General features: G+C 66.9%; 11 protein-coding genes. 1 reads left to right on the forward strand and 10 read right to left on the reverse strand.

Annotated elements, in window-relative coordinates; translation table 11 throughout:
* The first annotated feature begins 21 nt into the window (after positions 1-21).
* Entirely contained in the window at positions 22-699 is a 678-nt protein-coding gene (locus PCK14_RS15455; RefSeq protein ID WP_269939403.1) for a GntR family transcriptional regulator, read from the forward strand.
* A 132-nt stretch (positions 700-831) separates the two neighbouring features.
* Here the strand turns inward: PCK14_RS15455 and xerD are convergent, their stop codons facing one another.
* The 10 genes from xerD to PCK14_RS15505 all read right to left on the reverse strand — a co-directional run bounded on the left by xerD (position 832) and on the right by PCK14_RS15505 (position 11,896).
* Entirely contained in the window at positions 832-1,824 is a 993-nt protein-coding gene (gene xerD / locus PCK14_RS15460) for a site-specific tyrosine recombinase XerD (RefSeq protein WP_269939404.1), read from the reverse strand.
* Positions 1,821-2,516, reverse strand: coding sequence for an NUDIX domain-containing protein (locus PCK14_RS15465; protein ID WP_269939405.1), 696 nt, complete (start codon positions 2,514-2,516; stop codon positions 1,821-1,823). Before PCK14_RS15465 ends, xerD begins: the two co-directional genes overlap by 4 nt.
* Positions 2,517-4,223, reverse strand: a complete 1,707-nt coding sequence (locus tag PCK14_RS15470; protein ID WP_269939406.1) for a CTP synthase — start codon at positions 4,221-4,223, stop codon at positions 2,517-2,519. It abuts the gene before it with no gap.
* Between the two features lie 58 nt (positions 4,224-4,281).
* Positions 4,282-6,009, reverse strand: coding sequence for a DNA repair protein RecN (recN, locus tag PCK14_RS15475; protein ID WP_269939407.1), 1,728 nt, complete (start codon positions 6,007-6,009; stop codon positions 4,282-4,284).
* A complete protein-coding gene (locus PCK14_RS15480) occupies positions 6,006-7,082 on the reverse strand; it encodes an NAD kinase (RefSeq protein WP_269939408.1) in 1,077 nt (358 codons plus the stop codon). The genes recN and PCK14_RS15480 overlap by 4 nt, the downstream gene beginning before the upstream one ends.
* A gap of 61 nt (positions 7,083-7,143) precedes the next feature.
* Positions 7,144-7,950, reverse strand: coding sequence for a TlyA family RNA methyltransferase (locus tag PCK14_RS15485; protein WP_269939409.1), 807 nt, complete (start codon positions 7,948-7,950; stop codon positions 7,144-7,146).
* Entirely contained in the window at positions 7,947-8,120 is a 174-nt protein-coding gene (locus PCK14_RS15490; RefSeq protein WP_269939410.1) for a hypothetical protein, read from the reverse strand. Before PCK14_RS15490 ends, PCK14_RS15485 begins: the two co-directional genes overlap by 4 nt.
* Positions 8,117-9,127: an HAD-IIA family hydrolase gene (locus PCK14_RS15495; protein WP_269939411.1), complete on the reverse strand. Its 1,011-nt coding sequence runs from the start codon at positions 9,125-9,127 to the stop codon at positions 8,117-8,119. The genes PCK14_RS15490 and PCK14_RS15495 overlap by 4 nt, the downstream gene beginning before the upstream one ends.
* On the reverse strand, positions 9,117-11,300 hold the full coding sequence (locus tag PCK14_RS15500) for a hypothetical protein (RefSeq protein WP_269939412.1): 2,184 nt from the start codon (positions 11,298-11,300) through the stop codon (positions 9,117-9,119). Before PCK14_RS15500 ends, PCK14_RS15495 begins: the two co-directional genes overlap by 11 nt.
* 107 nt (positions 11,301-11,407) lie before the next feature.
* Positions 11,408-11,896, reverse strand: a complete 489-nt coding sequence (locus PCK14_RS15505; protein ID WP_269939413.1) for a hypothetical protein — start codon at positions 11,894-11,896, stop codon at positions 11,408-11,410.
* Positions 11,897-12,186 lie beyond the last annotated feature (290 nt).

Raw genomic sequence — 12,186 nt, forward strand, 5'->3', positions numbered from 1 at the left:
GGCGAACTCCAGCAAGGAGCCATGCCAACCATGATTGACGACAAGGCGGGGGCACTGCCCAACGATCCCCTGTGGAACCAGGTGGCGCAACGGATCCGCGCCGAGATCCTTTCCGGCGCGCTCCTGCCCGGCACCCGGCTGCTGGAAACCGCATTGGCCGGCAAGTTGGTGGTCAGCCAGGCCACGGTCAGGGCTGCCCTGGCCTCGCTGGCCAGCGAGGGCCTGGTGACACAGCTCCCCCGCCGCGGCAGCTACGTGGCAGAGATATCCATCGGCGACGCGAAGGATGTGTACGAGGTCCGGCAGCGGCTGGAAACCATGGCCGTGGACACCATTTGCCGGCGCCTGGATGCCGAGGCCCGCACGGAGCTGGCCGGCGAACTTGAGACCCACCTGGCGGCCATGGAACGTGCAGCTGCCCTCAACGACCTGGACGCGCTCATCGAGGCGGACGCCAGGTTCCACGAAAGGGTTTGGGCCGCAAGCGGCAATTCCCTGCTGCGCCGGGTCTGGCCCATGGTGGAGGCCAGCCACCGCAACCTCACCAGGCTGACCAATCCGATCTACTTTGGCGATCTCCAGCAGGTCGCACAGACCCACCGGCCCCTGATCCAGGCACTGGCGGCCGGCGATGCAGACGCTGCTGTGGAGCTGTTCAGCGAACACATCCAGCAAGTGTGGGAGCGGCTGGAGGCCTAGGTCTCGACAAGCTCGACCACCGGGGACAAGCTCGACGCCTAGGTCTCGACAAGCTCGACCACCGGGGACAGGCTCGACCACCGGGGACAAGCTCGACGCCTAGGTCTCGACAAGCTCGACCACCGGGAGCACTCAGCCCAGGGCGCGGGGGTGTGCGGCCGCGTAGACCTCACGCAGGGTCTCGGCAGTGACAAGCGTGTAGACCTGGGTGGTGGTCACGGAGGCGTGGCCCAGCAATTCCTGCACAACACGCACGTCCGCCCCGCCTTCCAGGAGGTGGGTGGCAAAGGAGTGGCGAAGGGTGTGCGGGGAAACGTCGGCCTCAACCCGGGCAGCCTCGGCGACGGTCTTCAGGATGGTCCACACGCTTTGCCGGCTGATGCGTCCGCCGCGGGCGTTCAGGAACAGGGCCGGTGTTCCGCCGCCCTTGGCGACGAGAGAAGGGCGGCCGCGCACCAGGTACGCATCCAGCGCCCGCAGGGCATACGAACCAATGGGGACAATGCGTTCCTTGGAACCCTTGCCGAACAGGCGCACCAGCGAGGGACCCTCCCCCGCTTCCCCGGCCAGCACCAGGTCATCGACTTCAAGGCCCACTGCCTCGCTGATGCGGGCGCCGGTGGAGTACAGGAATTCCAGCATGGCGGCGTCGCGCAGCCCCGTGGGGGTGTCGGTGTGGGCCGTTTCCAGGATGCGGGTGACGTCGTGGACACTGATGGCCTTGGGCAGCCGGCGGCCGGGCTGCGGCGGGTGCACGTCGGCGGCGGGGTCTGTGTCACTGAGGCCCTCCAGGGCCCAGAAGCGGTGCAGGCCGCGTACGGAGACAATGGTCCGGGCAGCGGAGCGCAGGCCCAGGGGGGCGCCGCCGTCGGCCCCGTCGGCGAGAGACTGGGCAAAGCCGCTAACGTGGCGGCGGGTGATGGCGGAAACGGCAGTTGCGCCCTCTGCGGCCAGGAAAGCTTCATAGCGGCGCAGGTCGCGCCGGTAGGCGGCCAGGGTGTTGGCGGCCAAGCCGCGTTCCACGCCGACGTGGACCAGGTAGTCGGCGATGGCGCGGGTCAAGGCCGTGGGCACTGCCGGCGCCGCATCTGCTGCGGGCGCGGCCGTGCCCCCGGTTGCTGTCACCGCGGGCGGTGGGCCGGGTGTTCCGGCCAGGGGCTGTCGCCGGGGCGCAACCCGGCGAAGCCGGTGAGCGCGGCGTGGGCCGCGGCAAGGATGCCCACCACGGCGGACGGGTTGTGGATGCGCCCGGCGAGCACAGCCGCCGCGGCGTCTTCGAGATCGACCCAGGCGAACTCGATCTCGGCTTCCTCGTCGGTGCGCACATGCCGCTGGTCCTCGGGCACATCGGAGATGCCCCGGGCCAGGTAAATGCGGATGGCCTCACTGGATGATCCGGGTGAGTTGAAGAAGTCGCTCAGCACGTGCCATTGCGCCGCAACAAGGTCGGCCTCCTCGGCCAGCTCGCGCGCGGCGCCGGCCACGAAGTCCTCGCCCTCAACGTCCAGCAGTCCGGCGGGAACTTCCCACAGGTTCATCTGCACGGGGTGGCGGTACTGCCTCAGCAGCAGCACCTGATTTTCCTCGTTGAGGACCACCACGGCCACCGCCCCGGGATGGTCAATGTAGTCCCGGGTCAGCGGGTCCGTGCCGGGCCCCAGTGAGAAGGTGTCTGAAACAACGTTCCAAATGCGGCCCTGGTACACCGTGGACTGCGAATGCAGCTCCCTTTTGCTGTCTTCATCGGCAATGGGATGTGCCACGTGGCCGGCGTCGGCCGGACCTTCCGCGGCCCCCGGTGCACCAAGGCGTTGCATCTAGAGCTCCAGCAGGCGGGTTGCGTTCTGGCGTTCCAGCGCTGCTGCAACCAGGCCGGCAAAGAGCGGGTGCGGCCGGGTGGGGCGAGAGCTCAGTTCCGGGTGTGCCTGGGTGGAGACGTAGTACGGGTGCACCTCACGGGGCAGTTCAACGAATTCCACGAGCTTGCCGTCGGGTGAGGTTCCTGAGAACACCAGCCCGGCTTCGGCAATCTGCTCGCGGTACTTGTTGTTGACCTCGTAGCGATGGCGGTGGCGCTCGGAGACGTCCGTGGTGCCGTAGGTCTCGGCAATGACGGAACCTTCGGTCAGCACGGCCGGGTAGAGGCCCAGGCGCATGGTGCCGCCGAGGTCGCCCTTGCCGTCAACGATGTCCAGCTGCTCTTCCATCGTGGCGATGACCGGGTAGGTGGGGTTGTCGTCGAACTCCGAGGAGGAGGCGCCTTCCAGGCCCACCACGTTGCGCGCGTACTCAATGACCATGGACTGCAGGCCAAGGCACAGGCCAAGGGTGGGGATCTGGTTTTCGCGGGCGAACTTGAGTGCGCCCAGCTTGCCTTCGAGTCCGCGGATGCCGAAGCCGCCCGGGACACAGATTGCATCGACGTCTTCCAGCTCCTTGCGGGCACCGGCCTCGGTGGAGCAGTCATCGGAGGGGACCCAGCGGATCTTGACCTTGGTGGCGTTGGCGAAGCCGCCGGCACGCAGGGCCTCGGTCACGGACAGGTAGGCATCCGGCAGGTCGATGTACTTGCCCACCAGGGCAATTTCGATGTGGTGCGCGGGGTTGTGCACCACTTCCAGCAGCTGGTCCCACTTGGTCCAGTCGACGTCCTTGAACGCCAGGTCCAGGGAACGAACGATGTAGGAGTCAAGGCCCTGGGCGTGCAGGGTCTTGGGGATGTCGTAGATGCTGGGGGCATCGGGGCAGCCGATGACGGCCTCAACGTCGACGTCGCAGGCACGGCCGATCTTGGCGTGCATGGCGTCGGGCAGCACGCGGTCCGAACGCAGGATGAGTGCGTCGGGCTGGATGCCGAGTGAGCGCAGCGCGGCAACGGAGTGCTGCGTGGGCTTGGTCTTCAGTTCCTGGGAAGGTCCGATGTAGGGAACCAGCGAGACATGCGCGAAGAACACGTTGTTGCGGCCAATGTCCTGGCGCACCTGGCGTGCGGACTCCAGGAACGGCTGGGACTCAATATCGCCCACGGTGCCGCCGATTTCGGTGATGATGACGTCGGGGGCGTTCTGGCCCTCGGCGGGCAGGCGCATGCGGCGCTTGATCTCATCGGTGATGTGCGGGATGACCTGCACTGTGTCGCCCAGGTATTCGCCGCGGCGTTCCTTGGCGATGACGGTGGAGTACACCTGGCCCGTTGTGACGTTGGCGGAGCCTTCAAGGTTTTCATCCAGGAAGCGCTCGTAGTGGCCAATGTCCAGGTCGGTTTCGGCGCCATCGTCAGTGACGAAGACTTCTCCGTGCTGGAAGGGATTCATTGTGCCCGGATCCACGTTGAGGTAGGGATCGAGCTTCTGCATTGTGACCGACAGGCCGCGTGCACGGAGAAGGTGACCGAGGCTGGAAGCCGTCAGTCCCTTGCCGAGCGAGGACGCGACTCCGCCGGTGACGAAGATGTGTTTGGTCGTCTTGGACTGACCACTGAACCGGGAATTTGATCGTTGCACCACGGGATTCGAGCCTATCATCTAATGAGCCAATATTTCTTCGCGGACGGCAGCTGTTTTCGCCCCGGCCGTTCACCGCCTACCGGGCAGGCCGCGCAGCCTGTGCCAACAATTCCTTGGCGTGGGCCTGCGCTGTCGCTGAATCCTCCTGCCCTGCAAGCATCCGGGCCAGTTCCACAACCCGTTCATCGTGCGTCAAAAGCTTGACGTTGCTGGTGGTGATTCCTGTTGAGTTTTTACTCACAGAACTCTTGGTGACCAGGATGTGCTGGTCCGCGAACGCCGCCACCTGGGGCAGATGGGTGACCACGAGCACCTGGACATGCTCGGCCAGCATGGCAAGGCGGCGGCCAATCTCCACGGCTGCCTTTCCGCCCACGCCGGAGTCCACCTCGTCGAAGACAAAGGTGGGGACGGGGTCCACGGCCGCGAGCACCACTTCAAGTGCCAGCATGACGCGGGAGAGCTCACCGCCGGAGGCACCCTTGCCCAGCGGGCGCGGCAGTGCCCCGGCATGCGGGGCCAGCAGGAAGGCGATGTCATCCTCGCCATGCGGTCCACGGTCGGCCGGGGAGACCTCTATGACGAGCCTTGCATCGGGCATGGCCAATGCCTTCAGCTCCGCGCTGACGGCCTTGGACAGCTTGGCTGCGGCACTCTTGCGCGCCGTGGTGACCTGGGCGGCCAGGGTTTCCAGTTCCGCCAGTGCGGCCAGCTCCCCCGCTTCAAGGGTTTCAATCCTGCCGGAATCGTCGCTGAGCAACGTCAGCCGGATTCTGGCGGCGTCGGCCCACTCGATGACGCCGTCAATGCTGGGCGCGTATTTGCGCACCAGCACGGCCAGCTCGCCGCGCCTGTCCTCAACCTCGGCCAGGCGTCCGGGCCCCTCCGAGTCAAGGGAGGTGGAGTAGCTGGCCAGGTCGCGGGCGATGTCGGCCAGCAGGTAGCCCACTTCGGCGAGCCGCTTGGTCAGTTGCCCAAGCTCCTCGTCAGCGTCGGCCACGGTTTCCACCAGGCGACGCGCGGTATCGACCAGGGCGGCCGCATCCACGCCGTCGCCGTAGTCGGCGGCGCTGAGGGCCTCGTGCGCGCCAAGGGCGGCCTTGCGCAGTTCCTCCACATTGCCCAGCTTCACGGCCTGGGCCTTGAGGATCTCATCCTCGGCCGGCAGGGGTTCGACGGCGTCAATCTCGGCCAGCGCCGTGGTCAGCGACTCTGCCTCGCGCAGGCGTTCGCGGCTGGCGGAGCGCAGCTCGGCCAGCTCGGCCCGGATGGCGCGCCAGCGTTCAAACACGGTGCCGTAGTTGCCGATTGTGGCGGAAAATCCCTTGTGTGCCTCGGCGGCAAACTTGTCCAGTGCCACCCGCTGCGCCGAGGGGTTCTTCAGCCGGATCTGGTCGGACTGCCCGTGCACGGCCACGAGGGCCTCGCCCAATTCGTTGAGCACGCCAATGGGGGCGCTGCGCCCGCCCACGTGGGCCCGGCTGCGGCCGTCGGCGTTGACGGTGCGGGCCAGGATGAGCTGCGCGCCGCCGTCGAACTCGTCAATGTCGGCACCGGCCTCCAGGGCCCGAACCAGGGCGGGGTGGTTGGCGGGCAGCACCACTGTGGCCTCTGCGGAGGCGGTCTTGGCGCCGTTGCGCACGGCCCCGGCGTCTGCGCGGTTGCCCAGCAGCAGGCCCACGGCCGTCACCACCATGGTCTTTCCGGCGCCGGTTTCACCGCTGACCACGCTCAGGCCCGGGCCCAGCGGGAGGGTCGATTCGGAGATGACCCCGAGGTCGCGGATGCGGATTTCCTCGATCATTTGCCCTCCTCACCGTAGAACGCGGTGGTGCCGGAGTAGCTGCTTTCAGAAGGCGGGAACCTCAGGTCCGGGACCGGGGGCACGGGTCCGTTGGGCGGGCCCTCCAGGCTGGTGCGCGGCTTGGGTGTCTTGATGATGGGCAGCTGCGTGGTGGGTGTGGCGGATTCCTCGACGGTGGGCCCGCGCCAGCCCTGGACGGGCAGCTCGAACTTGCGCACCAGGCGCTCGGAGAAGGTTGACTGCTGCGTGCGGGCCAGCTTGACCGGCTTGGGCGAGCGGGTGACCTCGATGCGGGCGCCGGGGAGCAGGTCCACCGTGCGGCGGCCGTCGCACCAGATGACGCCGTAGGCGCCGTTGCGCGTGAGTACCTCCACGGCAAGCGTGGAGGACGGGGAGACCACCAGGGGCTTGGCGAAGAGGGCGTGGGCGCTGATGGGGACCATGAGCAGGGCCTCGACACCGGGCCACACCACGGGGCCGCCGGCGGAGAAGGCGTAGGCCGTGGAGCCGGTGGGTGTTGCCATGACCACGCCGTCGCAGCCGAAGGAGGTCAGGGGCCGGCCGTCCACCTCTGTGACAACTTCGATCATGCGTTCGCGGTTGCCTTTTTCCAGGGCCACCTCGTTCAGCGCCCAGGTGTGCGCCACGACCTTGCCGGCGACCTTGACCACCACGTCAAGGCACATGCGTTCCTCCACGGAGTACTTGCGCTCGACGACGGCGGCCACGGTCTGGATCAGTTCCTCGCGTTCGCTTTCGGCCAGGAAGCCCACGTGCCCCAGGTTCACCCCGAGCAGGGGGACGTCGAAGTCGCGGACGATCTCGGCGGCGCGAAGGATGGTTCCGTCCCCGCCCAGGACCATGACCAGCTCAATGTCGGCCAGGGTCACGTCGCGGTCCAGGATTTCCATCCGGACGCCGGAGACGCCCAGGTAGCCGGTCATGTCGGCCAGTTCCTCGGCGTACATGACGGGAACAATGTTGTTGGCATGGAGTTCAACGCACGCCTCAAGGGCGGCCAGCATCGACTCTTCGCGGCCGGTGTGGGCCAGAATCAAGACGCGCCGTGTCATGTGGTGTTCCTCTTCAATTCCTGGCCGGATGTCAGTGCACTCAGGTGCTGTGCAGCCTGGCTCAGGGCCAGAGCTGGGCCAGGAGCCTGTCCACAGCGCCGTCCTGTTCTTCGATCTTATGCGCAGCCTCCGACACTACGCGTTGGGCCAGCAGAAAATACTCAACATTTCCCTCTTGGCCGGGCAGGGAACTGGTGCCGATCCCCTGCAGGCGCAAGCCATTGGCGACGGCGGAATGGGCAACCAGGGCCACTGCCCGGCGTCGCTCATTCTCACTGCTGACAACACCTGTGCGGGCCAAGTTGTCCTTGCCCACCTCAAATTGGGGCTTGACCATGAGCAGCAACTCGCCGCCCTCCTTGGTGGCCAAGGTCAAGGGTGCCATGACCTTGGTAAGGGAGATGAAGGACAGGTCACAAACCGTGAGGTCTGCTGCGCCGCCCATGTCCTCGGGGTGCATGTAGCGAATATTGAGGCCCTCGTAGACTTCCACACGAGGATCGTTGCGCAGGGACTCAACCAGCTGGCCGTGCCCCACATCCACGGCGGCAACCTTGGCGGCACCGTTGCGCAGCAAAACGTCAGTGAAGCCCCCTGTTGAGGCGCCTGCGTCAAAGCAGCGCTTGCCGGCAATGCTGACCTGCGGGAAGTGCGCCAGGGCACCAGCCAGTTTGTGGCCGGCACGGGAGACGTAGTCCTCTTCAGTCCCCGGGGCCACTTCCAGCGGCGTCAGCTCCGTGACAGGGTGCGAGGCCTTGGCTGAGGTGATGCCGTCAACGCTGACCCGGCCAGCCTTGATGAACGTGGCGGCCATGGTCCGTGACTGGGCAAGGCCACGGTTGACCAGTTCTTGGTCCAAACGGGTCATTGGGATACTCCTTTAAGTGCAGCCGCAGGGTCCGCGTTGAGTTCGCTTTCCAGGCCGGCCAAGACGGTGGCGTACAGCTCTTTGTGGTCCCCCACCGGGAGCTGGCCGGCCTGCGCGGCGCGGGCCACGAGGGCGTCGACGGCGGGATCGCCCGTGGGCTGCCCCGTCACGGCTGCTCCCCCAGCCAGGCGATGGCCGGGTTGGTGGGCTGCTCCGTTTCGGGGACGGCGTGCCACCATGCGGCACAGGCCGCACGCCAGGCGTCGGTGTCGGCGGGGTCGCCGGTGATCTGCAGGGTCGACTCCCCTGCATGGTCAGTGGCGACGGTCGCGGCAGCGGCACCGCAGCTGGCCGTGACGCCGTCGAACTCCACCACGGGGTAGGGCTGGTACAGCTCCCCCAGGGTGTCGATGATGAAGGCGGGGCGCTGTGAAGTGCAGGCCTGCAGTGCAGTCTCGCCCGAGTCGACGCCCGTCAGGACCAGGGCCGTGGCCATGCCGGCGTTGTTGCCGCCGAGGATGTCTGTGTCGAGCCGGTCGCCGACCACCAGGGGGCTGCTGGAGCCCAGGCGGTTGGCGGCGGTGTGGAACAGCGGCGCCTGGGGCTTGCCTGCAACGAGCGGGTCATGCCCGACGGCGCGGCGCACCGCAGCGACAAGGGTCCCGTTGCCGGGGGCGATGCCGCGTTCGCGGGGAATGGTCCAGTCGGTGTTGGTGGCGATCCAGAGGGCGCCGGCGTTGATGGCGTAGGTGGCCTCGGCGAGGTCCGACCAGCCCAGTCCGGGGTCAAAGCCCTGGATGACGGCGTCGGGCGCGTCGGTGGCGCTGTCCACGACAACCATGCCGAGGGCTTCAACCTCCTGGGCCAGGGCCTTGGAACCGGTGACCATGACCTTGCTGCCCGCGGGGACTTTCTGTGCCAGGAGGGCGGCACCGGCCTGGGCCGAGCTCACTACCTGGTCGTCGTCCGCGGGGGCGCCGAGGTCACGCAGGTGTTGGGCCACCTGGGCCGGCGTACGTGAGGCATTGTTCGTCACGTACGCCAGCTTGACGCCTTGGCCGGCCAGGCCGGCCAAGGCGTCAATGGCACCCGGAATGGCGTGCGGACCGGCGTAAACCACGCCGTCCAGGTCAGCCAATACCGCGTCGAATGTGTCCAGCAAGATGTCAGTTGTCACTGTCGTTGTGCTGGTCAGCGTTGTCTTCTTCGGCTTCTTCGGCGCTGTCTTCATCCGATTCTGCATCGTCGGACTCGAAGTAGGAGGACTCGGCGTCATCCACGTTGTCTTCGTCGTCCTGGCCGACCTCGGCATTGGCCGGGCTGAGCTCGGCTGCTGCCAGGGTGTCGGCGTCGTTCATGGCCGGGGCCACGGGTGCTGCCATGACATCGGCAACGCGGACGCGCGGGGAGTCCAGCGGGATGTCCTCGTCGTCGCCCAGGTCGATGATGATCTGGTCGGTGCTGTCGTCGATGCCGAGGGCTTCCTCGGCCACGAGGGCCTGGCGCTCCCACGTCTTGGCCTCGTCCTTGCGGTCAACGGCACGCAGGACCATGCCGTAGGCACGGAACAGGCGGGGGCTGAAGGAGAAGGCGCGGTTCATGTCCAGCTGCGGGATTTCCAGGGCGGACAGTGCTGCGTCCATCTCGCCGAGGTCGCCGCGGGCACCGGATTCCACAATGGCCAGTTCCACCTTGCCGGCGGTGTCCAGGGTTTCGGCTTCCTCGGACTTGATCAGTTCCAGTGCGCGGTCGGGACGGCCCAGGCCGCGCTCACAGTCGGCCATGAGCGGCAAGTGCACATTGGAACCGCTGATGCGGCGGAAGGTGCGCAGTTCACGCAGGGCCTCGCCGTACTTGCCGGCGGCGTAAGCGGTCATGGCGACAGCTTCGCGGACACAGGCCAGGCGGCCACCGCGGCGGCTTGCGGCCAGGGCGTGCTCGAAGGCAAGCTCGGGAACGAAGTCGATCAGGCGGCCGGCCATGACCAGGTGCTTGGAAACCCACTCGTTGTTGCGTGAGTCCAGGATGCGCAGCTGGGCGCGCGTCACCTTGTCGAGCTCCTCGCCCGTTACATCCGGGTCGATTTCCGGTGAACGGTCGCGGTCCGGGCGGTTTGAGCTGCGCAGGTCGGCTGCATTGCGCTCCGGTGCCACGCGGGGGCCGCGGTCTTCGCGTGCGCCGTGGCTGGGGCGGTCGTTGCCGCGGGCAGGACGGTCGCCGTAAGCCGGGCGGTCGTTGCTGCGGGCCGGGCGGTTGTTGCGGTCGCCGTAGGAGCGGCCACCCTGGCCGCCGCGGTCATCGCGGTTGCCATATGCGGGACGGTCGTTGCTGCGTGCCGGGCGGTCGTTGCGGTCGCCGTAGCTCGGGCGGTCGTTGCTGCGCGCCGGGCGGTCACCGTAGGACGGGCGATCATTGCTGCGTGCCGGACGGTCGTTGCGGTCACCGTATGACGGACGCGAGTCGCGGTCGCCGAAGGAGCGGCCACCCTGGCCACCGCGGTCATCGCGGTTGCCGTATGCGGGGCGGTCGTTGCGGTCACCGTATGACGGGCGATCATTGCTGCGTGCCGGACGGTCACCGTATGACGGGCGGTCGTTGCTGCGCGCCGGACGATCACCATAGGGGCGGCCACCCTGGCCGCCGCGGTCATCACGGTTGCCAAATGCGGGACGGTCGTTGCTGCGCGCGGGGCGGTCGCCGTATGACGGGCGATCGTTGCTGCGGGCCGGACGGTCGCCGTATGACGCGCGTGAATCGCGGTCGCCGAAGGAGCGGCCACCCTGGCCACCACGGTTGTCACGCTCGCCGAAAGGCTTGCGGTCTTCGCGGCGTCCATTGACCATGGGACGGTCTGCACCGCGGTTGTCGCGGTCGCCGTAGGACGGGCGATCATCGCTGCGCGCCGGACGGTCACCGTAGGGACGGCCACCCTGGCCACCGCGGTCATCACGGTTGCCGTATGCGGGACGGTCGTTGCTGCGCGCCGGGCGGTCACCGTAGGGACGGCCGCTCTGGCCACCGCGGTCATCACGGTTGCCGTATGCGGGACGGTCGTTGCTGCGCGCCGGGCGGTCACCGTATGACGGGCGTGAGTCACGGTCACCGTAGGGACGGCCGCCCTGGCCACCGCGGTCATCACGGTTGCCGTATGCAGGGCGGTCGTTGCTGCGGGCCGGACGTGAGTCGCGGTCACCGTAGGGGCGGCCGGACTGGCCGGTGCGCTCCGTGTAGGGACGGGCAGGCTGGCGATCGTTCGTCGCGGGACGCTCGGTGTAGGGCCGGCCCTTGCCTGCGTTGTCGCCGCGTCCGCGAGAGCTGTCCTCGCGCTTGCCTTCGTAATGCTCAGCCATGTCGACTCCTAAACCTTTGAGCGCACCAACTGGCACAGTAACAGCCGCTCTTCACTATTGATGATCTTTACAAAAAAATCCTTGGACGAAATGGTCCATCCACCAGTCTAGTCGAGCTTGAGCGCTCCACCCATGAATCTGGCGTATCTGGAGAGGATAAGTGACCAATCACAAACAAAGTCGTCCCCGGCACCGTCGCTCGAGGGGACCGGACGCATGGCAAGGATCCTCACTCGAGTGCGATCCTCCCCCGCATCTTCAAAGTGAATGTCGACATCCGAGGATCCGTGCTGGGACTGGCCCAGGGTCCAATGAAGCCGCAGGAACTCCGGCGCCTCCCAATCCGCCACATCAGCCCAGATGATTTCTTCTCCATCGTCGGCCTCTTCCACCAGGTGGTCGCGAAGAATGGCGACATGACTCGCCTCGCCGGCTACGCTCTGCTCGGCGACCGGCCACCAGAGATGGATGCCGTCGGTAAAGCCATCGAAGGCCTCGTTCGCAGGAACTCCAAGGACAATCGACTCTTCAAACTCTTCCGATTCATGGGGAGCTACATAGTCAGGTTCATGGGCGTGGGAAAACAGGTTCGACATCCCGCAACCTTACCCCTCCAGCCCGCCATTGGTCTCCCCCAGCCCCTGGCAATGGCTCGAAGTGCCCGCCGGCAACACTTCCAGTCCCGCCGGCTGAGTAGTTGTTGGCATTAAACGAAAATGGCCACCTGGTAGGGGTGGCCGTGTTGTGTTTTGTGGGGTTAATGCAGGGAGGCCCCGCACCGTGTGGTGTGGGGCCTCGACCTGTTTTTGGTGTTGTCCGGCGGTGTCCTACTCTCCCACATCCTCTCGAATGCAGTACCATCGGCGCTGTGGGTCTTAGCTTCCGG

Source organism: Arthrobacter sp. HY1533 (genome assembly GCF_027568515.1).
Lineage (GTDB): Bacteria > Actinomycetota > Actinomycetes > Actinomycetales > Micrococcaceae > Specibacter.

Excerpts from the sequence above, each read along its gene's own strand:
- PCK14_RS15455 (WP_269939403.1), top strand. The coding sequence starts at position 22 with ATGCCAACCATGATTGACGACAAGGCGGGGGCACTGCCCAACGATCCC.
- PCK14_RS15465 (WP_269939405.1), bottom strand. The coding sequence starts at position 2,516 with ATGCAACGCCTTGGTGCACCGGGGGCCGCGGAAGGTCCGGCCGACGCC.
- PCK14_RS15470 (WP_269939406.1), bottom strand. The coding sequence starts at position 4,223 with ATGATAGGCTCGAATCCCGTGGTGCAACGATCAAATTCCCGGTTCAGT.
- recN (WP_269939407.1), bottom strand. The coding sequence starts at position 6,009 with ATGATCGAGGAAATCCGCATCCGCGACCTCGGGGTCATCTCCGAATCG.
- PCK14_RS15480 (WP_269939408.1), bottom strand. The coding sequence starts at position 7,082 with ATGACACGGCGCGTCTTGATTCTGGCCCACACCGGCCGCGAAGAGTCG.
- PCK14_RS15485 (WP_269939409.1), bottom strand. The coding sequence starts at position 7,950 with ATGACCCGTTTGGACCAAGAACTGGTCAACCGTGGCCTTGCCCAGTCA.
- PCK14_RS15500 (WP_269939412.1), bottom strand. The coding sequence starts at position 11,300 with ATGGCTGAGCATTACGAAGGCAAGCGCGAGGACAGCTCTCGCGGACGC.
- PCK14_RS15505 (WP_269939413.1), bottom strand. The coding sequence starts at position 11,896 with ATGTCGAACCTGTTTTCCCACGCCCATGAACCTGACTATGTAGCTCCC.